The 21,713-nt window shown below is 70.6% G+C and carries 19 protein-coding genes; 8 read left to right on the top strand and 11 right to left on the bottom strand.

Annotated elements, in window-relative coordinates; translation table 11 throughout:
- Nucleotides 1-147 precede the first annotated feature (147 nt).
- Together ACWD4O_RS00490 and ACWD4O_RS00485 are read right to left on the bottom strand one after the other, a co-directional pair.
- Nucleotides 148-1,536 (bottom strand): M16 family metallopeptidase, encoded by a 1,389-nt coding sequence (locus ACWD4O_RS00490; protein WP_351909597.1) that lies wholly within the window; start codon nucleotides 1,534-1,536, stop codon nucleotides 148-150.
- On the bottom strand, nucleotides 1,533-2,876 hold the full coding sequence (locus tag ACWD4O_RS00485) for a M16 family metallopeptidase (protein WP_451275953.1): 1,344 nt from the start codon (nucleotides 2,874-2,876) through the stop codon (nucleotides 1,533-1,535). Before ACWD4O_RS00485 ends, ACWD4O_RS00490 begins: the two co-directional genes overlap by 4 nt.
- A 277-nt stretch (nucleotides 2,877-3,153) precedes the next feature.
- Between ACWD4O_RS00485 and ACWD4O_RS00480 the strand changes: the two genes are divergently transcribed.
- Entirely contained in the window at nucleotides 3,154-5,610 is a 2,457-nt protein-coding gene (locus ACWD4O_RS00480) for a DNA gyrase/topoisomerase IV subunit A (RefSeq protein ID WP_451275951.1), read from the top strand.
- On the opposite strand, the gene ACWD4O_RS00475 is transcribed toward ACWD4O_RS00480, so the two are convergent.
- Nucleotides 5,607-6,677 carry a CobW family GTP-binding protein gene (locus ACWD4O_RS00475; RefSeq protein ID WP_451275949.1) on the bottom strand — a complete coding sequence of 357 codons (1,071 nt, stop codon included), beginning with the start codon at nucleotides 6,675-6,677 and terminating at the stop codon, nucleotides 5,607-5,609. The genes ACWD4O_RS00480 and ACWD4O_RS00475 overlap by 4 nt on opposite strands.
- Nucleotides 6,678-7,000: 323 nt before the next feature.
- Here ACWD4O_RS00475 and ACWD4O_RS00470 point away from each other — a divergent pair, with 323 nt between their 5' ends.
- The 6 genes from ACWD4O_RS00470 to ACWD4O_RS00445 all read left to right on the top strand — a co-directional run bounded on the left by ACWD4O_RS00470 (nucleotide 7,001) and on the right by ACWD4O_RS00445 (nucleotide 12,982).
- Entirely contained in the window at nucleotides 7,001-7,558 is a 558-nt protein-coding gene (locus ACWD4O_RS00470) for a DUF6082 family protein (protein ID WP_451275947.1), read from the top strand.
- 275 nt (nucleotides 7,559-7,833) lie between these two features.
- Nucleotides 7,834-8,073 carry a hypothetical protein gene (locus tag ACWD4O_RS00465; RefSeq protein ID WP_351909587.1) on the top strand — a complete coding sequence of 80 codons (240 nt, stop codon included), beginning with the start codon at nucleotides 7,834-7,836 and terminating at the stop codon, nucleotides 8,071-8,073.
- Nucleotides 8,074-8,149: 76 nt separating this feature from the next.
- Nucleotides 8,150-9,406 (top strand): citrate/2-methylcitrate synthase, encoded by a 1,257-nt coding sequence (locus tag ACWD4O_RS00460; protein WP_451275945.1) that lies wholly within the window; start codon nucleotides 8,150-8,152, stop codon nucleotides 9,404-9,406.
- A gap of 154 nt (nucleotides 9,407-9,560) precedes the next feature.
- The gene (locus ACWD4O_RS00455) at nucleotides 9,561-10,505 is read left to right on the top strand and encodes a sucrase ferredoxin (RefSeq protein ID WP_451275943.1); all 945 of its coding nucleotides are present in this window, start codon (nucleotides 9,561-9,563) and stop codon (nucleotides 10,503-10,505) included.
- 129 nt (nucleotides 10,506-10,634) lie between these two features.
- Complete coding sequence (locus ACWD4O_RS00450; RefSeq protein WP_451275941.1) at nucleotides 10,635-12,305, top strand: sensor histidine kinase; 1,671 nt, start codon at nucleotides 10,635-10,637, stop codon at nucleotides 12,303-12,305.
- On the top strand, nucleotides 12,302-12,982 hold the full coding sequence (locus tag ACWD4O_RS00445; protein WP_351909579.1) for a response regulator: 681 nt from the start codon (nucleotides 12,302-12,304) through the stop codon (nucleotides 12,980-12,982). Before ACWD4O_RS00450 ends, ACWD4O_RS00445 begins: the two co-directional genes overlap by 4 nt.
- Before the next feature lie 79 nt (nucleotides 12,983-13,061).
- Here the strand turns inward: ACWD4O_RS00445 and ACWD4O_RS00440 are convergent, their stop codons facing one another.
- The 3 genes from ACWD4O_RS00440 to ACWD4O_RS00430 form a co-directional block, all read right to left on the bottom strand.
- Complete coding sequence (locus tag ACWD4O_RS00440; protein ID WP_451275938.1) at nucleotides 13,062-14,123, bottom strand: ABC transporter substrate-binding protein; 1,062 nt, start codon at nucleotides 14,121-14,123, stop codon at nucleotides 13,062-13,064.
- Nucleotides 14,124-14,189: 66 nt separating this feature from the next.
- A complete protein-coding gene (locus ACWD4O_RS00435; RefSeq protein WP_358804459.1) occupies nucleotides 14,190-15,053 on the bottom strand; it encodes an ABC transporter permease in 864 nt (287 codons plus the stop codon).
- Entirely contained in the window at nucleotides 15,043-15,858 is an 816-nt protein-coding gene (locus ACWD4O_RS00430; RefSeq protein WP_351909573.1) for an ABC transporter ATP-binding protein, read from the bottom strand. The genes ACWD4O_RS00435 and ACWD4O_RS00430 overlap by 11 nt, the downstream gene beginning before the upstream one ends.
- A 161-nt stretch (nucleotides 15,859-16,019) precedes the next feature.
- Here ACWD4O_RS00430 and ACWD4O_RS00425 point away from each other — a divergent pair, with 161 nt between their 5' ends.
- Nucleotides 16,020-16,712 carry a response regulator gene (locus ACWD4O_RS00425; protein ID WP_451275935.1) on the top strand — a complete coding sequence of 231 codons (693 nt, stop codon included), beginning with the start codon at nucleotides 16,020-16,022 and terminating at the stop codon, nucleotides 16,710-16,712.
- Nucleotides 16,713-16,757: 45 nt separating this feature from the next.
- Here ACWD4O_RS00425 and ACWD4O_RS00420 read toward each other — a convergent pair whose 3' ends face one another.
- The 5 genes from ACWD4O_RS00420 to ACWD4O_RS00400 form a co-directional block, all read right to left on the bottom strand.
- Complete coding sequence (locus tag ACWD4O_RS00420; protein ID WP_450945468.1) at nucleotides 16,758-18,350, bottom strand: solute symporter family protein; 1,593 nt, start codon at nucleotides 18,348-18,350, stop codon at nucleotides 16,758-16,760.
- Nucleotides 18,347-18,925, bottom strand: a complete 579-nt coding sequence (locus tag ACWD4O_RS00415) for a DUF485 domain-containing protein (protein ID WP_451275932.1) — start codon at nucleotides 18,923-18,925, stop codon at nucleotides 18,347-18,349. The genes ACWD4O_RS00420 and ACWD4O_RS00415 overlap by 4 nt, the downstream gene beginning before the upstream one ends.
- A gap of 81 nt (nucleotides 18,926-19,006) precedes the next feature.
- Nucleotides 19,007-19,690, bottom strand: a complete 684-nt coding sequence (locus tag ACWD4O_RS00410) for a response regulator transcription factor (protein ID WP_451275930.1) — start codon at nucleotides 19,688-19,690, stop codon at nucleotides 19,007-19,009.
- Entirely contained in the window at nucleotides 19,687-20,838 is a 1,152-nt protein-coding gene (locus tag ACWD4O_RS00405; protein WP_451275928.1) for a sensor histidine kinase, read from the bottom strand. The genes ACWD4O_RS00410 and ACWD4O_RS00405 overlap by 4 nt, the downstream gene beginning before the upstream one ends.
- Complete coding sequence (locus ACWD4O_RS00400; protein ID WP_451275926.1) at nucleotides 20,835-21,359, bottom strand: DUF1453 domain-containing protein; 525 nt, start codon at nucleotides 21,357-21,359, stop codon at nucleotides 20,835-20,837. The genes ACWD4O_RS00405 and ACWD4O_RS00400 overlap by 4 nt, the downstream gene beginning before the upstream one ends.
- Nucleotides 21,360-21,713 lie beyond the last annotated feature (354 nt).

Here is a 21,713-nt window from a genome sequence, read left to right as displayed (position 1 = left end):
ATCCCGGTTTTTGTAGCGCATCCCACAGGGCAGACAGGCAACCTCCGCCCCAATTCGGACATTTAGCGGCCCTGGTGACGCTTCCGTCGACCAGGGCCCCTACACGCGCGTGCCGTTGCCGGGTCCGCGCCGTGACCGCGCCGCGGACTACTCCGCGGACACGACCTTCACCTCGCCGATGCCGAGGGCCTCGACCGGCGCCTTGATCTGGGCCGCGTCGCCCACGAGGACGGTCACCAACCGGTCCACCGGGAAAGCGTTCACGGCCGCCGCGGTGGCCTCCACCGTGCCGGTCGCGGCGAGCTGCTGGTACAGCGTCGCCTGGAAGTCGTCGGGCAGGTGCTGCTCGACCTGGTCGGCCAGCGTGCCCGCGACGGCCGCCGCGGTCTCGAACTTCAGCGGCGCCACCCCGACCAGGTTCTGCACGGCGACGTCACGCTCGGCGTCGGTCAGCCCCTCGGCCGCGAGGGTGCGCAGCACCTTCCAGAGGTCCTCGAGGGCGGGACCGGTGTTCGGGGTGTCCACGGAGCCGCTGATGGCGAGCATCGCGGCGCCCGAGCCGTCCGGGGCGGACCGCAGGACCTGCCCGAAGGCGCGGACGCCGTAGGTGTAGCCCTTCTCCTCGCGCAGGACGCGGTCCAGGCGGGAGGTGAGGGTGCCGCCGAGGCAGTACGTGCCGAGCACCTGCGCGGGCCACACGCGGTCGTGCCGGTCGGCGCCGATACGGCCGAGCAGCAACTGCGTCTGGACGGCGCCGGGGCGGTCCACGATGACGACCCGGCCGGTGTCGTCGGCGGTCACCGGCGGCACCGGCCGCGGCTGGGCCGAGGAGCCCGTCCAGGCGCCCAGGGTGTCGCTCAGCAACGCGTCCAGGTCGACGCCGGTGAGGTCGCCGACGACCACGGCGGTGGCCGTGGCGGGGCGCACGTGCTTCTCGTAGAAGGCGCGCACCGCAGCGGAGTCGATCTTCTCGACCGTCTCCGCCGTGCCCTGGCGCGGGCGGGACATGCGCGCGGTGGCCGGGAACAGCTCCTTGGAGAGCTCCTTGGCGGCACGCCGGGAGGGGTTGGCCAGCTCGTGCGGGATCTCGTCCAGCCGGTTGCGAACGAGGCGCTCGACCTCGCTGTCGGCGAACGCGGGTGCCCGCAGGGCGTCGGCGAGGAGGCCGAGGCCCTTGGGCAGGCGCGAGGCCGGCACCTCGAGGCTGAGCCGGACGCCGGGGTGATCGGCGTGCGCGTCCAGGGTGGCGCCGCAGCGCTCCAGCTCGGCGGCGAACTCCTCGGCGGAGTGCTTGTCGGTGCCCTCGGAGAACGCGCGCGCCATGATCGTGGCGACGCCGTCGAGGTCGGCCGGTTCGGCGTCCAGCGGCGCGTCGAGGAGGATCTCGACGGCGACGACCTGCTGGCCGGGGCGGTGGCAGTGCAGGACCGTCAGACCGTTGGCGAGCGCGGCGCGCTCGGGCGCCGGGAACGCCCACGGCTTGGCCTCGCCGGCCCGGGGCTGGGGGTGGAAGTCCATCGTGGCGAGCTCGGTCACCGGGCCGCCTCCTCGTTCTCGTCCTGGTCGGCGGGGGCTTCGGCGGCGGTCGGCTCATAGACGAGCACCGCGCGGTTGTCGGGGCGCAGACGGGCCTTGGCGACCTCCTGCACCTCCTCGGGCGTCACGTCCAGCACCCGCTGGACGGCGGTCAGCGCGAGCTGCGGGTCGCCGAACAGGACGGCGAACCGGCACAGTTCGTCCGCGCGGCCGGCGACCGTGCCGAGCCGGTCGAGCCACTCGCGCTCCAACTGGGCCTGGGCGCGCTCCATTTCCTCGTCCGTGGGGCCCTCCGCGGCGAACCGGGCGAGCTCCTCGTCGATGGCGGCCTCGATGACGGGCACCTCGACGTCCCCGGACGTCTTCACGTCCAGCCAGCCCAGGGAGGGGGCCCCGGCGAGCCGCAACAGGCCGAAACCGGCCGCCACCGCCGTGCGGTCACGGCGCACGAGGCGGTTGTAGAGCCGGGAGGACTCGCCGCCGCCGAGGACGGTGAGCGCCAGGTCGACGGCGTCGCACGCACGCGTGCCGTCCTGCGGCAGACGGTAGGCGGCCATCAGGGCGCGGGCCGGCACCTCCTCCTCGACGATCTCGCGCAGCTGCTCGCCGATGACCTCGGGCAGCGCGCCGTCACGCGGAGCGGGCTTGCCGTCGTGGCCGGGGATGGAGCCGAAGTACTTCTCGACCCAGGCGAGGGTCTGCACCGGGTCGATGTCGCCGACCACGGACAGGACCGCGTTGTTGGGCGCGTAGTACGTGCGGAAGAACGCCCGCGCGTCCTCCAGGGTCGCCGCGTCCAGATCGGCCATCGAGCCGATCGGCGTGTGGTGGTAGGGGTGGCCCTCCGGGTAGGCGAGAGCGGTCAGCTTCTCGAACGCGGTGCCGTAGGGGACGTTGTCGTAGCGCTGGCGGCGCTCGTTCTTGACGACGTCGCGCTGGTTCTCCATCGACTCGTCGTCGAGCGCGGTGAGCAGGGAGCCCATGCGGTCGGCCTCCAGCCAGAGAGCGAGCTCCAGCTGGTGGGTGGGCATGGTCTCGAAGTAGTTGGTGCGCTCGAAGCTGGTGGTGCCGTTGAGCGAGCCGCCCGCGCCCTGGACCAGTTCGAAGTGGCCGTTGCCCTTGACCTGGCCGGAGCCCTGGAACATCAGGTGCTCGAAAAGGTGAGCAAGGCCGGTACGCCCCTTGACTTCGTGGCGCGAGCCCACGTCGTACCAGAGGCACACCGCCGCGACGGGGGTCAGGTGGTCCTCCGAGAGCACCACGCGCAGGCCGTTGGCCAGGCGGTGCTCGGTCGCTGTCAGGCCCCCGGAGCCTGCCTGGGCTGTGGCGGTGTGACCCATGGGCATGTACGTCCCTTCCGATCGCGGACGCGGTCGTCGAAACCGCGGTTTTCCTGCCGGTCCTGCCACTGTATGCAAGCGTGCGGACGGTCCGCGAAGTTCCCGGGCGACATACGCCGAGAGCGAGATCGCGTAGCCTGCGGGCAGCCGTGGAGGAGGTGCCTCTGCGTGCGGGGCCGGACCGCCCACGCCGGGTCCACGCCCGCGCTGTCAGTGCCACGGTCCACAATGGTCCGCGTCAGATCCCGTCACACGCCCCAGCAAGGAGCCGGCAGCGATGGCCCGCCGCAGCACGAAGACCCCGCCGCCCGACGAGTCGTACGAGGAGCGGATCCTCGACATCGACGTCGTCGACGAGATGCAGGGCTCCTTCCTCGAGTACGCGTACTCGGTCATCTACTCCCGCGCCCTACCGGACGCCCGTGACGGCCTCAAGCCGGTGCATCGCCGCATCGTCTACCAGATGAACGAGATGGGCCTGCGCCCGGAGCGCGGCTATGTGAAGTGCGCCCGTGTCGTCGGCGAGGTCATGGGCAAGCTGCACCCGCACGGCGACGCGTCGATCTACGACGCCCTGGTGCGCATGGCCCAGCCCTTCTCCATGCGCGTGCCGCTGGTCGACGGCCACGGTAACTTCGGTTCGCTGGGCAACGACGACCCGCCGGCCGCCATGCGGTACACCGAGTGCCGCCAGGCCCAGGCGACGAGCCTGATGACGGAGTCGATCGACGAGGACACGGTCGACTTCACACCCAACTACGACGGCCAGGAGCAGGAGCCGGTGGCACTGCCCGCCGCCTTCCCGAACCTGCTGGTCAACGGCGCGTCAGGGATCGCGGTCGGCATGGCCACGAACATGCCGCCGCACAACCTGGGCGAGGTCATCGCGGCCGCCCGCCACCTGATCCGCTACCCCGGCGCGGATCTGGACACCCTGATGAAGTTCGTCCCGGGACCCGACCTGCCGACCGGCGGCCGGATCGTCGGCCTCTCCGGCATCCGGGACGCCTACGAGAACGGCCGCGGCACCTTCAAGATCCGCGCCACGGTCGCGGTGGAGACGGTGACGGCCCGCCGCAAGGGTCTGGTCATCACCGAACTGCCGTTCACCGTCGGTCCCGAGAAGGTCATCGCCAAGATCAAGGACCTGGTCGGCTCGAAGAAGATCCAGGGCATCGCCGACGTCAAGGACCTCACCGACCGCGCGCACGGCCTGCGCCTGGTCATCGAGATCAAGAACGGCTTCGTGCCGGAGGCGGTCCTGGAGCAGCTGTACAAGCTGACGCCCATGGAGGAGTCCTTCGGCATCAACAACGTGGCGCTGGTCGACGGCCAGCCGCTCACGCTGGGCCTCAAGGAGCTCCTGGAGGTCTACCTCGACCACCGCTTCAACGTGGTGCGCCGCCGCAGCGAGTTCCGGCGCACCAAGCGCCGTGACCGGCTGCACCTGGTGGAGGGCCTGCTGACGGCGCTCGTCGACATCGACGAGGTCATCCGGCTGATCCGTTCCAGCGAGAACAGCGCGCAGGCGAAGGAGCGCCTGATGGAGCACTTCTCGCTGTCGGAGATCCAGACCCAGTACATCCTGGACACCCCGCTGCGCCGGCTCACCAAGTTCGACCGCATCGAGCTGGAGGCGGAGAAGGAGAGGCTCAACGCGGAGATCGCGGAGCTGACCCGGATCCTGGACTCGGACACGGAGCTGCGCAAGCTGGTCTCGGCGGAACTCGCCGCGGTGGCGAAGAAGTTCGGCACCGAGCGCCGTACGGTCCTGCTGGAGTCCTCGGGCGCCACGGCCACCGCGGTGCCCCTCCAGGTCGCGGACGACCCGTGCCGCGTCCTGCTGTCCTCCACGGGCCTGCTGGCCCGCACGGCGAACGGCGAGCCCTTCGCCCAGGACGAGGACGACCGGCGCACCAAGCACGATGTGATCGTCTCGGCGGTGTCGGCCACCGCGCGCGGGGAGATCGGCGCGGTCACGTCCTCGGGCCGGCTGCTGCGGATCAACGTCGTCGACCTTCCGCAGCTCCCGGACACGGCGTCGGCGCCGAACCTCTCGGGCGGCGCCCCGCTGGCGGAGTTCGTCTCCCTGGAGGGCGACGAGACGCTGGTCTGTCTGACCACGCTGGACGAATCGTCCCCGGGTCTGGCGCTGGGCACGGAACAGGGTGTGGTCAAGCGGGTCGTGCCCGACTACCCGACCAACAAGGACGAGCTGGAGGTCATCGCCCTCAAGGACGGCGACCGGATCGTCGGCGCCGTCGAGCTGCGCACCGGTGAGGAGGATCTGATCTTCATCACCGACGACGCCCAACTGCTTCGCTTCCAGGCGGCGCAGGTGCGCCCGCAGGGCCGTCCGGCGGGCGGTATGGCGGGCATCAAGCTGATCGAGGGCGCGAAGGTGATCTCGTTCACGGCCGTGGACCCCGCGGTGGACGCGGTGGTCTTCACCATCGCGGGCTCACGCGGAACCCTGGACGACTCCGTCCAGACGACCGCCAAGCTCACCCCCTTCGACCAGTATCCGCGCAAGGGGCGCGCGACCGGCGGTGTGCGCTGTCAGCGGTTCCTGAAGGGCGAGGACTGCCTGTCGCTGGCCTGGGCGGGCCCCGTCCCGGCCAAGGCGGCACAGAAGAACGGCCTGCCGGCCGACCTCCCGGAGATGGACCCGCGCCGTGACGGTTCGGGCGTGTCGCTGGCGAAGACGGTGTCGGTGGTGGCCGGGCCGGTCTAGGCCTCGTCCGGAGGATCCATCAGGTCCCCGTCCTCGACGGGGGCCTGTACGTAGCGCAGGACGCCCCACATGCCGTGCTCGTCGGCGTGCGGGGCGTCGCTCGTGCACGCGTCGAGTTCCTTGGCGAGGGCGGCGGTGTCGATGCCGGAGCCGATGAGGACGAGCTGGGTGAGACGGGCGTCGGCGGCCGCCCAGGGCTCCGGGTAGAAGCGCAGGAACGGCCCGACGGCGTGCACGGCGTACCGGTTGGCCGGGTCGTGCGGGCCGAAGTCGACGTACCCCTTGATCCGGTAGAGCCCCTCGGGCCTGCTGTCGAGGAACTCCATCGACCGGCGCGGGTCGAGGGGGACTTCGGAGCGGAAGGAGAGGCTGTCGTAGGCGGTGTGGAGGTGGTCGGCGTGACCGTCCCCGGCATGGTCGTGCAGGTCGTCGAAGGAGAGCTGTCCGACGCGCTCCTCGCTCGGCCGGCAGTCGAAGAGGAGTTCGGCGTCGATACGGCCGTAGGTGGCGGGGACGACGGCGGCCCGGTCGGTGAGCGAGCGGACCCGCGCGAGGACGCGGTCGGCGTCGGGCGCGCGGTCGAGCTTGTTCACCACGACGAGGTCGGCGAGGGCGAGATGCCGATCGATCTCGGGGTGCTTCGCGCGGGTCTCGTCGAACTCGGCGGCGTCGACGACCTCGACGAGCCCGCCGTAGACGATCCCCTGGTGGTCGCTGGCCAGGACCATCCGCACCAGTTCCTGCGGCTCGGCGAGGCCGCTGGCCTCGATGACGATGACGTCGATGCCGGCGGAGGGCCTGGCCAGCCGTTCGAGGTAGACGTCCAGTTCACTGGCGTCGACGGCGCAGCACAGGCAGCCGTTGCCGAGGGAGACGGTGGAGTCGCCGAGCGCGCCGGCCACGGCCATGGCGTCGATCTCGATGGCGCCGAAGTCGTTCACGATCGCCCCGATGCGGCTGCCTCCGCTGCGGTGCAGGAGATGGTTGAGCAGGGTCGTCTTGCCGGAGCCCAGGAATCCGGCGAGCACGACGACCGGGATCTGCTGCGGACTGCGGCTGTGCGACACGTGCGACCTCTCTGAACGCCGCGCGTGCACCGGCTCGCGGCCGGGCGCGCGTGCGAGGAATGAATGCGGTCCCAGGATACGAGCCGGAGGAAACCCCGCGAAGTGAACGCTTGTTAGCAGCATTTGCGGGGCAGACCTTGGGCAAGGCGCCCTGGCGTGCGACCCTCGCTTCCCTCTGTGCGCCTCCCCTCCGCCTCCCCCGCCGATCAGAGCCGCTCGGCACTCTGGGAGGCGGCAAGCGCCGCCCACCGCTCGCCGGTCCCCGTCACGCCCACCCGCACCCCGACGACCGGCGCACGGCCGCCCGATCGGGAGTTTTTGACATGGCCACACAGAGGTTTGGGGTACGCGGACTCGGTGCAGCCGCCGCGGCGGCCGTCGGCATGGCCGCCGGTGCTCTGATCACCATGGCGGCACAACGTCATGCACTGGAGGCATTCCGCGTGCGCCTGGAACACCTGGAACGCACCGCCCACTCCCAGCAGCACACCAACCTGGCCAACCAGCAACGTCTGCACTGGGAATTGCTGAGCAAGGCCATCGACGACCCCGAACTGGCAGAAGTGCTGGACCTCTTCGAGGCGCCCGTTTCCACCAAGCAGCGGCGTCAGTACATCTACGCCAACGCCCTCTACACGAACACGCTGTTTTATTACCGGATCGGCAATATCTCCCGCGAAGAGTTCTTCGGGTACATCCGGGGCATTCTGCAGAATCCCGTCGTACGGGAGTACTGGTACGCGACCAGACATCAACGGGCCACCATTGCGGACGGCTCGGACGAAGCGGAACTCGGCCGTATGGTGGACGAACTCCTGACACAACTCGAGGAGTCGGACACCGACGAATGGTGGGTGGTGGGCGAGCCGCCGACTCCGTGAAAGCAGCGCGGTCTCGACACGCTCGGCGCACTTCGGAGGCCGAGGGCTCACGCGCGCGGCCGCGCTCCCCGCTTCCGGAGTTCACACCCACGGCCCATAACGAACCGATGAAGTTGAGAGTTGAGTGGGACGTCAGGGAGTTGACTCGCGCTTGATCGCGTAGAGGACCCCACCAGATCGTCGCCTACGCCGCCGGATGACGAGCGCACCCCACAGGGCCCGCCTTGCACCGCGTAGTCGTCGTGCGAAAGCCAACGGACCCAAGGGAAGCAACAGTGAGTCAGATCATCCGTCGGATCGGTGCATCTCCGCACGCTCGAGGAAGCACGAGCGGAGCGAATTGCCCCGATATTTTTGAACTTGCCGACGGCAATTTCGCGGTTATCGGCACGGACGCCACGGATTCACTGGACCCCGGCCTTCCCTCCGACGCCTCACGCGGTGAGCACGAGCGCATCGTGGTCATCACGCGTGAGACCCTCCTGCGCGCAAAGGCCGATATTCCGGACCTCTAGCCCTCCCGAGAAACCGGCCCGGCTCGCCCCGTCGCGAGGCCGGGCCTTCCTCGTAGGGGTGGATACGGTGACCCCCATGCGCGATCAAGAACCCGGCCCCGGCCACCCCGAACGACGGCTGAGCACCAAGGAGGCCGCCGAGGCGCTCGGGGTGAAACCCGAGACCGTGTACGCGTACGTCAGCCGCGGTCAGTTGAGCAGCAGGCGCACGCCCGGCGGGCGGGGCAGCACCTTCGACCCCGAGGAGGTCGGCGCGCTGGCGCGCCGCAACAGGCGGGAGAGCAGCGGGAGTCCGGGATCCGGGGCGGAGCTGTCCGTACGCACACACATCACGTTCATCGACAAGGACCGCTACTACTTCCGAGGCGTGGACGCGGTCGACCTGGCCTCCGGGCATTCCTACGAAGAGGTCGCCGAGTGGCTGTGGACGGGCCGGCTGCGCCCCGGGGTCACGTTCACCGCGCCCGAGGCGTCCGCGGTGGCCGCCCGCCGTGTGGTCGAGGCGCTGCCCGAACACACCGGCCCCACCGACCGGTTGCGGGTCGCCGCCGTCGCCGCGGCGGCCGTCGACCCCCTGCGGTTCGACCTGTCCGAGGACGCGGTGCTCGGCACCGCGCGCATCCTGATCCCCACCCTCGTCGCCGCCCTGCCCCCGAAGCGGCCCACCCACCGCGACGAAGGCTCCCTCGCCCGGCGCCTGTGGGGCCGGCTCAGCGGACGCCCCGCCGAACCGGCGCACCTGCGTGTCCTCGACACGGCGCTCGGCCTGCTCGTCGACCACGATCTGGCCGCGTCGACGCTCGCGGTGCGCGTCGCCGCCTCGGCCCGCGCACACGCCTACGCGGCCGTCTCCGCCGGGCTCGGCGTGCTCGAGGGACCCCTGCACGGTGCGGCGAGCGGGCTCGCCCACCGGATGCTTCTCGAGGTGCTCGACCTCGGCAGCGCGGTCCCGGTGATCGCGGAGGAGTTGCGGGCCGGCCGTCGCGTTCCCGGTCTCGGCCACCCGCTCTACCCCGGCGAGGACCCACGCGCGCGTGCCCTCTTCGCCCTCCTGGAGGACATTCCCGAAGCCGCACCCGCCCTCGCCGCCGCCCGGGACGTCGTCGCCACGACCGCCCGCCATGCGCCGCTGCACGCCAATGTGGACCTGGCGCTCGCCGTCCTCACCGCGTCCAGCGGCATGGAGTCCTCGGCCGGCGAGACGATCTTCGCCGTCGCCCGTACGGCGGGCTGGATCGCCCACGCCCTGGAGGAGTACGGCGAGCGCCCCCTGCGGATGCGGCCCAGCGGCCACTACGTGGGCCCGAAGCCGCCACAGCCCCTGCCGGAGTAGGCATCCGGCGGCGGCCGGACCGCGCGCGGCATGACCTCGGGCGCGGCATGACCTCGGGCGCGGCCGCACGCACAGCCTGGGCCCGGCGACTCCACAGCGTTCCACAGGCGTGCTGGGAAGTCGCCGGCCGTCAAGTCAGGTTAGGCTCACCTCTGTGAGTACGTGCGCGACCGTCTCGCGGAACCTCGACGAGCCCATTTCCGGCACCGCGGCCACCGCCAGGACCTGGCTCCTGCTGGAGCAGCCCGGTCCGTGGGGAGCCGATGCACTCACTTCGAGCCACCTCGACCCGGCGCTGGGCCGCGCCCTGGAGGCGGCGGCGAAGGACACGGGCGTGCGTATCGCGCTCATCCGCCGCCCCGGCCGGCACGCCGACCCGGGGATGCCGCCGCCCGTACGGCACGTGTACGCGGCCCACACGACGCCGGGCAACATCTGGCTGCACAGCGCCACGACCACCGACCCCGGGCGGCTGCTCGACCTCGACATGGCCGCGCTCGGCCGGGGCGAGCACCACACCTTCGACAGCGCGCTCCGGGGCCGGCCCCACACCGGCGACCCCCTCGCCCTCGTCTGCACCAACGGCAAGCGCGACCGCTGCTGCGCGCTCCTCGGCCGTCCGCTGGCCGCGGAGCTCGCCGCCTCGGGGGTACAGGGCGCCTGGGAGGTCACCCATCTGGGGGGTCATCGCTTCTCCCCCACCCTGCTCGTCCTGCCGCACGGGTACGCGTACGGCCGCGCCGAGGCCCACACCGTCAAGGAGGTCCTGCACGGGGTCCAGGAGGGGCGGATCGTCGTGGAGGGGTGCCGCGGGAGCTCGGCCTGGGAACGGCCCGGTCAGGCGGCGGAGCTGGCGGTGCGGGCGGCGACCGGCGAGGACGCGGCGGAGGTGCTGAGCGTCGTGCGGACCACCGGCGGCGCTCCGCGCTGGGAGGTGACCGTCGCGCACACGGACGGACGTCACTGGCAGGTCGTCGTGGCCCAGGGCGCCGCGCAGCCGCCCCGGCCGGAAAGCTGCGGCACATCGGTGCTCGGTTCACCCGCGCGGATGGACGTGGTGGCCCTGCACGAACTGGCGGGCGCGGCAGCGGCGGGCTGAGCCGCCCTCGCACACGGTTCGATCACGCCCCGCGCGGACACGGCCGAACCGTTTCCTCTTGACCCGGTCAAGAGATCCACCTCACCCACCCCTACGGCTGCGCCCTCCCACCCACGTACCTTCTTGGGTATGAGCCCCACTCCCCCCGCCCGTCGCCTGCGTCTCGGAATGCCGAGGCGCATGTTCTCGCAGCTCCTGCTCATGCAGCTGGCGATCGCCGCGGGCGTCGTGGTGCTCGCGACCGGGCTGTTCCTCGCCCCGCTCAGCGCTCAGCTGGACGACCAGGCGATGCGTCGCGCGCTCGCCATCGCGCAGACCACCGCGGCGGTGCCGCAGATCGCCGAGGACCTCCAGAGCACGCAGCCGTCGGTCGACGGACCCGTGCAGCGGGAGGCCGAGCGGATCCGCAAGGCCAGCGGCGCCGAGTACGTCGTGGTGATGGACCTGCACGGCACGCGCTGGTCGCACACCGACACCGCGCAGGTCGGCGGCCATGTCTCGACTGACCCCAGCCAGGCCCTGGCCGGCAAGGAGGTCATGGAGATCGACAGCGGCACGCTGGGCCGCTCGGCCCGCGGCAAGGTGCCTCTGCGCGACGCCGACGACAAGATCATCGGAGCGGTCTCGGTCGGTATCGAGTACGACAGCGTGCGGGCCCGCCTCATCCACGCGATCCCCGGGCTGTTCGCCTACGCCGGAGGCGCCCTCGCCGTGGGCGCACTGGCCGCCTGGCTGATCTCCCGGCGGGTCCAGCGCCAGACCCGCGACCTGGCCTTCTCCGACATCTCCGCGCTGCTCGCCGAGCGCGAGGCGATGCTGCACGGCATCCGCGAGGGGGTCGTCGCCCTGGACCGCGCGGGCCGCGTCCGGCTGCTCAACGACGAGGCGCAGCGCCTGCTCGGCATCGGGGACGAGGTGGTGGGCGAGGCGCCCGACGAGGCGCTGGGCGAGGGACGCACGGCCGACGTCCTGGCCGGCCGGGTGACCGGCACCGACCTGATCGCCGTCCGCGGACAGCGGGTCCTGGTCGTCAACCGCATGCCGACCGACGACGGCGGCGCCGTGGCCACCCTGCGCGACCGCACGGAACTGGAACAGCTGGGCCGCGAACTCGACTCGACGCACGGACTCATCGACGCGCTGCGCGCCCAGGACCACGAGCACGCCAACCGCATGCACACGCTGCTGGGGCTGCTCGAACTGGAGATGTACGACGACGCCGTGGAGTTCGTCGGGGAGGTGGTCGGCGATCACCGGGCCACGTCGGAGCAGGTGACCGAGAAGATCGAGGACCCGCTGCTCGCCGCCCTGCTGGTCGGCAAGGCGACCGTCGCGGCGGAGCGCGGTGTCGCCCTCTGGGTCTCCGACCGGACCCGGCTGCCCGACCGTCTGATCGACCCACGCGGACTGGTCACGGTCGTCGGCAACCTGGTGGACAACGCGCTCGACGCCGTCGCGGGCACACCGCACGCGCGCGTGGAGATCGAATTGCGTGCGGACGGCCGGGCCGCGGTACTGCGGGTGTGGGACACCGGCCCCGGCGTCCCGGCGGAGCAGCGCGAGCTGGTCTTCACCGAGGGCTGGTCCACGAAGAAGCCGCCCGCGCACGGCAAGCGCGGCATCGGGCTCTCCCTGGTGCGCAGGCTCGCCGAGCGGCAGGGCGGCAGCGCCACGGTCGGCGAGGCCGCCGGCGGAGGCGCCGAGTTCACCGTCGTCCTGCCCGAGGCGCTGACCGAGCCCGAACTGGAACCCGCCCTCGCCGCACCGGCGCAGGGCGCCGTCGAGGAGGAGTCCCGATGATCGAGGTCCTGGTCGTGGACGACGACACCAGGGTCGCCCGGGTCAACGCCGCCTACGTCGGGAAGGTGCCCGGCTTCCACGTCGCCGGCGAGGCCCACAACGCCGCCGACGCGCTGCGTCAGCTGGAGCTGCTGCCGCACCTGGACCTCGTCCTGCTGGACCACTACCTGCCCGACGAGACGGGCCTGGAGATGGTCCAGGAGATGCGCCGGCGCGGCCACCAGACCGACGTGATCATGGTGACGGCCGCCCGGGACGTCTCGACCGTGCAGGCCGCGATGCGCCAGGGCGCCCTGCAGTACCTGGTGAAACCGTTCGCCTTCGCCGGGCTGCGCGCCAAGCTGGAGGCGTACGCCGATCTGCGCCGCACCCTCGACGGCGGCGGCGAGGCCGAACAGGCCGACGTCGACCGCATCTTCGGCGCGTTGTCCGCCTCCTCGGAGCCCGGTCTGCCCAAAGGGCACTCCCCCACCACCGCCGAACTCGTGCGGCAGTCCCTGATGAACGCCGAGGGGCCCCTGTCGGCCCAGGAGATCGCCGACCGGACCGGGGTGAGCCGCCAGACCGCCCAGCGCTATCTGAAGCTCCTGGAGCGCACCGGACGGGCCCGTCTGACCCTGAAATACGGCGACGCGGGCCGCCCGGAACACCGTTACGTGTGGGCGACCCGCGCCTGAGGGCACGGTTCTTGGGGGCGGGGGAAGGAACCGTGCCCCTTCCTGGGATACGGATGCGGGGCCGCCGCCTACTCGACCGTCAGCCCGTCGCCTTGTCCACGAACTCGGTCGTGTAGGTCTTGCTCAGGTCGACGTCCGCGTTCTGGATGTTCGGGTTGAACGCCTTGAGGACCTTCTCGACGGTCTCGGGGCCGTTCTGGGGCATCACACCGTCCTTGGTGAACATGGGCAGGGTGTTCTGGATGGCCACCGAGTACAGCATGCTGTTGCCCTGCGAGTAGTCGGCCGGCATCTTGTCGGCGATCTCGCTCGCGCTATGTGTGGACATCCACTTGAGCGTCTTGACGAATGCATTGGCCAACTTCTGGACGGTGTCCTTGTGACCGTTGACCCAGTCCGTCTGCATGTACAGACTTGACGACGGATACGGTCCGCCGAGCGCCTCCTCGGAGCCCTTCGGCGTCCGCATGTCGAGGAGGATCTTGCCCGCCTTCTTGTCCAGAATCGTCGCCACGGTCGGGTCGGTCGTCATACCGCCGTCGATGGCGCCCTGCTGGAGCGCCGCGATGAAGGTCGGCCCCGCGCCGACGGCGACCGGGGTGAACTCGCTGACCTTCACCCCGTTCTTCACGGCGAGGTACTTGGTGAGGAAGTCGGTCGAGGAGCCGAGCCCGGTGACGCCGAGCTTCTTCCCCTTGAAGTCCTTGGGCGAGGTGATGTCGCCCTCCGCCTTGGTGGAGACGATCTCCACCTCGCCGGGCGCGTGCGAGAACTGGACGACGGACTCCACCTCCTTGCCCTTCACCTGGAGGTCGAGGGTGTGGTCGTAGAAGCCGACGGCGCCCTGGACCTGACCGGAGACGAGCGCGGTCTCGGCCTGCACACCGGCCGGTTCGCTCAGCAGTTCCACGTCGAGTCCCTCGGCGTCGAAGTAGCCGAGGCGCTGGGTGAGCATGGCGGGCAGGTAGATGACCTTGTCCAGGCCACCGACCATGATCTTGACCTTCGTGCCCTTGCCGTCGCCCTTGCTGTCGGAGCCGGTGGAGGCGGTGCCGGCCGCGTCGTTGGCGCAGGCGGTGAGGGAGGCGAGGGCGAGCAGGCCGGCGGCTGCCAGGGCGGTGTATCTGGCGGTTGTGCGCATGGCGGGTTCACGTCCTTGTGAGAGGCGCTGCGGGGAGAGGAGGAGAGGGGGTCGTTCAACGACGGGTCAGCTGTCGGAGGCCGACGGCTTCCAGCGGAAGATGCGGCGCTCGGCGAAGGTCAGCAGCCCCTCGGCGGCCAGCGCGACGACGGCGAGGATGACCATCGCGGCGTACACGCCGGCCGCGTTGAACGTGCCCTGCGACTGTGCGACGAGCAGGCCGATGCCCTTGGTCGCGCCGATGTACTCGCCGACGATGGCGCCGATCAGGGCGAAGCCGAAGCTGACGTGGAGGCTGGTGAAGATCCAGGAGGTGGCGGACGGGATGACCACCTGGAGCGTCACCCTGCGGTCGCTCGCGCCGAGAATGCGGGCGTTGGCGACAAGGTTGCGGTCGACCTCACGGGCGCCCTGGAAGGCGTTGAAGAAGACCGGGAAGAACACCAGGACGACGGCCGAGGCGACCTTCGAGGCCGGGCCGAGACCGAACCAGATCACGAAGATCGGGGCCAGCACGATCCTGGGTATGGAGTTGAGCACCTTGATGTATGGACCAAGGATGTCGGCGAGAAAGGTGATCCGCCCGAGCGCGATACCGCACACGACTCCGGTGACCACTCCGATGATCCAGCCGAGCAGCGCCTCGTAGAGCGTGTACCAGATCTGCTCGCCCAGGGAACCGAGCGCGGTCCCGTGCGTCACCCAGGTGTAGATCTGGTCCCAGATCTTCGTGGGCATCGAGAAGTTGAACGGATCGATGACCTTGGCTCGGGCGAGCGCCTCCCACAGGGCGAGCACGGCCACCAGCAGCAGAACGCGGGACGCTGCGACGACGACCTTGCGCTTGCGTGCGGCACGCGCGCGCGAGTGGGCACGGTCCGCCGTCTTGACCGTGTCGACCAGCGGCGGCTCGAGAACGTCAGGCGACATGGGCGGCACCTCTTTCACGGGTGATGCGGACCTCTTCACCGAGGGACTCCCAGATCTCGCGGTAGATCTCGATGAACCGTGGCTCCAGACGCACCGACTCGACCTTGCGCGGCCGCGGCAGGTCGATGTCGAAGACGTGCTTCACGGTGGCGGGGCCGGCAGTCATCACGACGACCTTGTCGGCCAGCGCGATGGACTCCTCCAGGTCATGGGTGACGAAGACGACGGACGCGCCCGTGCCCTCCCACAGCTCGAGGAGCTCGTCCGACATCAGAGCCCTGGTCTGCACGTCGAGCGCGGAGAACGGCTCGTCCATGAGCAGGATCTCGGGGTCGTTGACGAAGGTCGCGGCGAGTGCGACGCGTTTACGCTGGCCGCCGGAGAGCTGGTGCGGGTAGCGGTCCTCGAACGCGGTGAGTCCGACCCGGGCCAGCCACTCGCGGGCCCTGCGCCTGGCCTCCGCCTTGGGCACACCGCGGAAACGGGGGCCGGCCATGACGTTGGACAGGACCGTCCGCCACGGGAACGTCGCATCCTGCTGGAAGACGAAACCGACCTTGTCGCCGACGCCACGCACGGGCTGCCCGGCGACCAGCACCTCGCCCTGGGTGGGCTCTTCCAATCCGCTGACCAGGGTCAACGTGGTCGACTTTCCGCAGCCGGTCGGTCCGACGACGGCCACGAACTCGCCCTGTCGGACGGTGAGGTCGAGTTCCCGCACAGCGGTGTGCGGGGCTCCCGACGGGGTCTTGAAGACCTTGCTCGCACCCCGCAGCTCGATGGCGGGGCTGGTGTGTGCGCTCATGGCCGGGGACCGTAGAGGTGACCGGCGAGACAGCATCAGTCTTGTGGGCGCATGCGCTTCTTTTGCTTGCAAAAGCCTGTTGTGCTCGTTCTGCGCGCGCTACAACAGCGAAGCCGAAACACAGGCTTAACGCCCGCCTGGCCGCCACGGAGAGAGGCCCCATGATTGACGTCCTGGTGGTGGACGACGACTTCCGTGTCGCCGAGATCAACGCCAAGTACGTGGGAAAGGTTCCCGGTTACCGGGTGGCCGCCCGCGCGCACAGTGCCGCCCAGGCGCTCGCCGCCGTGCAGCGCGGAAACATCGACCTGGTCCTGCTCGACCACTACCTTCCCGACGGGACCGGACTCGAACTCGTGCACCGCATGAGAGAGCAGGGCCACGGCACCGACGTCATCATGATCACAGCGGCCGGCGACGTCACCACGGTGCAGACCGCCATGCGGCTGGGCGCCCTGCACTACCTGGTCAAACCGTTCACCTTCACCGCGCTGCGCACGCGCCTCGACTCGTACGCCGCCCTGCGCCGCACGGTCGACCGGGTCGGGGGCCATGGCATCGCCGGCCAGGAGCAGGTCGACCGCATCTTCGGCGCCCTGCGCACCGCGCCGGCGCCGTCCTCGCCCGGCCTGCCGAGCGGCCACTCGGAACCGACCACGGACCTGATCTGCACCGTCCTGCATCGAGCCAACCACCCTCTGTCGGCCCATGAGGTCGCCGCCGAGACCGGCCTGAGCCGCTCCACCGCCCAGCGCTACCTCCGCCACCTGGAACAGGCCGGCCGCCTGCACCTCTCCCTCAAGTACGGCGACACGGGCCGCCCGGAACACCGCTATGCCTGGGTGGCGCCGTAGCCGCGAGCCAGGACCCGATACGTGGTACAGCGGCGAAGCCGCCCTCTACGCGGCACCCGCCCCCGTCAATGACCGCACCTCGGTCTCCGCGTACTTGGCCTCGTCGGCGACCTCGGCCGAGGTGACCGTGCCGAGCCAGCCTGCCAGGAAGCCCAACGGAATCGAGACCAGGCCCGGGTTCTGCAGCGGGAAGTACTGGAAGTCCACGTCCGGGAAGAGCGACTCGGGGCTGCCCGACACCACCGGCGACAGCACGACGAGCGCCAGGGCCGGGAGCAGCCCGCCGTACACCGCCCACACCGCGCCCCGTGTGGTGAAGCCCCGCCAGAACAGCGAGTACAGCAGGACCGGCAGGTTCGCTGACGCCGCGACGGCGAAGGCGAGCCCGACGAGGAAGGCGACGTTCAGGTCGCGGGCCAGCAGGCCGAGAGCGATCGCGACCACGCCGATGCCCACGGCAGCCACCCGTGCCACCGCGACCTCGCTGCGGGGCTTGGCATGGCGGCGACGCAATGAGGCGTACAGGTCGTGCGCCACCGACGCCGAGGAAGCGAGCGTGATTCCGGCGACGACGGCGAGGATAGTGGCGAAGGCGACGGCCGCCACGACCGCGAACAAGACCGTTCCGCCCGTGGAGTCGGCGCCGCCCCCGAGGTCGAGTGCCAGCAGTGGAACCGCCGTGTTCCCGGCCGCGTTCGACCCGCGCACGGCCTCCGGGCCGACGATCGCCGCAGCGCCGAAGCCCAGGACGATGGTCATCAGGTAGAAACCGCCGATGAGTCCGATCGACCAGACGACCGAGCGCCGGGCAGCCTGCGCGGTCGGCACGGTGTAGAAGCGGGACAGGATGTGCGGCAGCCCTGCGGTACCCAGCACCAGGGCGAGCCCCAGGCTCATGAAGTCGAAGCGGGCGGTCCAGTCCCCGCCGTACTTCAACCCGGGCGCCAGGAACGCGGCGCCGTGCCCGCTGCGCTCGGCCGCCGTGCGCAACAACTGGTCGAAGTCACCGTGGAAGCGCACCAGGACGAGCACCGTGAGCGTGATCGTGCCGCCCAGCAGCAGAACCGCCTTGACGATCTGAATCCACGTGGTGGCCCGCATCCCTCCCAACGACACGTAGATGACCATGAGCGCGCCGACGCCGATGACCGCCCAGGACTGCGCCGCCTCTCCCGTGTTCCCGAGGAGCAGCGCGACCAGGCTGCCCGCACCCACCATCTGCGCCACCAGATAGAGAACGGACACGGTGACCGAGGAAGTTCCCGCGGCGATCCGTACCGGCCGTTCGCTCATCCTTGCGGCGACCACGTCGGCGAGTGTGAACCGCCCGCAGTTGCGCACCAGTTCGGCGACCAGGAACAGCACCACCAGCCAGGCCACGAGGAAGCCCACCGAGTACAGCAGGCCGTCGTACCCGAAGAGCGCGATGAGCCCGGAGATGCCCAGGAAGGAGGCGGCCGACATGTAGTCGCCCGCGATGGCAAAACCATTTTCCATCGGGGAGAACAGCCGCCCGCCGACGTAGAACTCCTCCTCCGAACCGTGCCGGTTGCGGCTCACCCAGGTCGTGATGCCCAACGTGACCGCGACGAAGACACTGAACAGCAGCAACGCCGGGGTCTGGTGATCGCCGGTCATGACGCACCACCCGTCGCCCCACGCGTCAACTCCTGGGTGTCCCAGCGCAGATCGAGCGCGGCGCGGTCCCGCCGCAGCCGTGCGTGCCGGGCGTAGGCCCAGGTGAGCAGGAACGTGCTGAGGAACTGTCCGAGCCCGGCGAGCAACGCCACGTTCACCGCGCCCGCCACCGGCCGCGCCATGAAGTCGGGCGCGGTCGTCGCGGTCACGACGTACGCCACGTACCAGACGAAGAACCCCGCGACGGCGGGCACCACGAACCGCCGGTACCGGCTGCGCACCTCCTGGAACGCGGCGCTGCGCTGCACTTCGAGGTAGACCTGCGCCGCCGCCACGGCTCCGGTCTCCCGCTCCCGACGCGCCTCCGAAACCTCGGCCACGGGCGCACCTACACCGGCCGACTCGCCCCAACCCGAGGCCAGCGCGTCGTACCACGGGTCCTCGTAGCGCACGTCTCCTGGTGTGTCGAGGAACGTCCGACCCTGGCCTCGGTGGTATTCGCGGGCATGTGGCGTGGGGCCGCCGTTCTCGGGAACGTCCCCGTCAACGCGGACACGACCGTTGCTTGACTGCATGCCCAAGGATGGACAGAACGGGAAGATCCCCGGCTCTTCTTCCCCGCGCACTTCACCCCTTCAGGTGACCGACGGGCCGATTCACCCCCTGGGTGGCCGTACCAGCCCCTTCCCGTACGCGTAACGCACCGCCTGGGCACGGCCATTGAGTCCCGTCTTGGAGAAGATGTTGTTGATGTGGGTCTTCACCGTCGCGGTGGACACGCTCAGCCGGCGCGCGATCTCCGGGTTGCTGAGCCCGTCGGCGATCAGCACCAGTACCTCCACCTCCCGTGTCGTCAGCCCGTCGGGCGGGGCAGCAGGCTCCGCCGGCTCCGGTTCGGGCGCCGACAGACGCTCCAGCAGCCTGCGCTGGACGCTCGGAGACAGCCCCGCGTCCCCGGACAGCACGCTGTGCACGGCCCGTACGATCTCCTCCCCGCCCGCGTCCTTGGTGAGGTATCCACGCGCGCCGGCTTTCAGCGCCGGGAACAGGGACTCGTCGTCCGCGTAGGTCGTGAGCACCACGACCTGCGTCCCGGGGTGCTCGGTACGGATGCGTCGAGTCGCCTCCACTCCGTCGCAGCGGGGCATGCGCAGGTCCATCAGCACCACATCGGGAGCGAGTTCGCCGACCAGCCGTACCGCCTCGTCCCCGTCCCCTGCGGCTCCCACGACCTCGACTCCCGGCAGGAGACCGAGCAGCATCACGATGCCTTCCCGGACGACCGTCTGATCGTCCGCGACCACCACCCTGGCCGGCTTCTGCTCCGGCTCCTCCGTCACAGCGGCACCTTCAGCGTCACCACGAAGCCTTCCTTCTCCGGTCCGGCAGCGAGCGATCCGCCCAGCAGTTCGGCGCGCTCCCGCATGCCCAGCAGACCGTACCCGCCTCCCGCCTCGGCAAGTTCGCCCGGCGAACCCCCCGAGTCCCGCACGTCCAGGGTGACTTCACGCGGGCTGTACTCCAACCGCACGCAGACCATCGCACCCGGTGCGTGCTTGCGGGCGTTCGTCAGGGCTTCCTGGGCGACCCTGCGCACTGCTTGCGAGGCCTCGACCGGCAGCGGTCTGCGTTCACCCTTCACGGTGACCTCCGCACCGTCGGACGCACGGACGAGGTCGGTCAGGAAGTCCTCCAGCGGCGTCAGTTCACCGCGCAGCGCGGACAGCGACTGTCTGGTCTCCTCAAGACCGTCGCGGGCCATTCCGCGTGCCGCCACCACGCGTTCGAGGACCTGTTCGCGGTCCGCCCCCCGCTCGATCAGCAGCCGGGCCGCTTCCAGGTGCACGAGTTGCGCCGAGAGGCTGTGGGCCAGGACGTCGTGGATCTCCCGGGCGATGCGGGCACGCTCGGCGAGTGCGGCCGACTCTGCCTCGGCCGCGCGCGCCGCCCGCTCCTGGGCGAGCAGTCGCTGTGCATGGCCTCTGGCCTCGGCGTCCAGACGCAGTGCGTATCCGGCCAGCGCCAGGCCTCCGATGATGGCGGCCGAGGTCGGCCCCGGGTCGTCGTTGACCACAGCGAAGGCGGCGAATCCGACCGAGGCCGTCGGCACCGCTGCTCCCAGAGGCAGTCGCTCCAGTGCTGCGATGGCGCACCCGCACCACAGGACTATGGCTGCTGAGCGAAATCCGACGCTCTCCACCCCGGCCGCCAGTCCCAGCAGCATGAGGGCGAGTGCCAGCGACGCCCACAGCCGATGTTCGAGCGTGGTCCGGAACAAGGCCCAGGCCAGCCCGCCTGCCGCGAGTACTCCGCCGACCCCGGCGAGCGCGACCCACCCGTGGACGCGGCTGTCGTGGAAGGCACCCCACAGCAGCGCGCCCAGCACCAGGAGCCTTACGGCCCAGGCCAGCAGCCGCCTGGGCCGCGAGAGGTCTTTGGGGCCCAGTGCTTCCCGTGAGGGCCAGCGGGTCCAGAGGTTCTCCGTCACACGCGCTCCTTCCACGTGGACCGGGGCACGTGGTCACCGTACGCCGTGGCGTGGACGGGAGCCTGGGACAGGGACTGCGCACGCCAGATCAGCACGCCGGAGCGGACCAGGAGGGTGGCCGCGAGCGCCAGCAGCAGGGCCGAGCTGTCCTGGTGGATGCCCAGCAGCGCACCGACCGCGAAGAGGCCCAGCCGCACACCGATGCCGACGCCCCAGACGGCCGCGCTCGCTTTGGTGCTCTTGCTCCACACCGAGCCGTCCGGCTCCACCCAGATGCGGGTGGTCCAGGCCCAGGCGGCTCCCATGGCCAGGCCGACGATCAGTTCGGCGCCGAGGACCAGGGCCGCCGGGGTGTGGTGACGGGCGTCGAGCAGGCCGGGCTCACGCAGTGCTATGACGGCCAGGATCCCGGGCAGGAGCCACCATCGCCGGTCCGTGTCGATACGGCTTGCACGAAACTGCCGCGCGATCACAAGGCCGGCCACGGCCACGATCACCAGTGCGTTGACGAGCCCGGACATCACAGCCTCCATGTGCGGGAAGGGGATGCCGACAGCGAGCGCTGCCGACGCCTTCGACGCTACGGAAACGGGCCGCTCCGCAGATCGGAGCTGGGGTGGATCATGGGTGGATCTCCGCAGGCCGGGGTTCTCCACCCACGGGTGGAGAACCCCGCCGAACACCAGTGCGCGCACGCCAACGAAGAGCCCTCCGGACCGGACGGCGAAGGCCAGAGGCCGGAAACCCGGGCCGCCGCACCGCCCCTACCCCCGGATCGCCGGATCGCCGGATCGCCGGATCGCCGGATCGCCGGATCGCCGGATCGCCGGATCGCCGGATCGCCGGATCGCCGGATCGCCGGATCGCCGGATCGC

Source organism: Streptomyces sp. NPDC002623, assembly GCF_053592635.1.
Note: the sequence above shows the minus strand (reverse complement) of the source record. Positions and strands in the feature narration are given on the sequence as shown.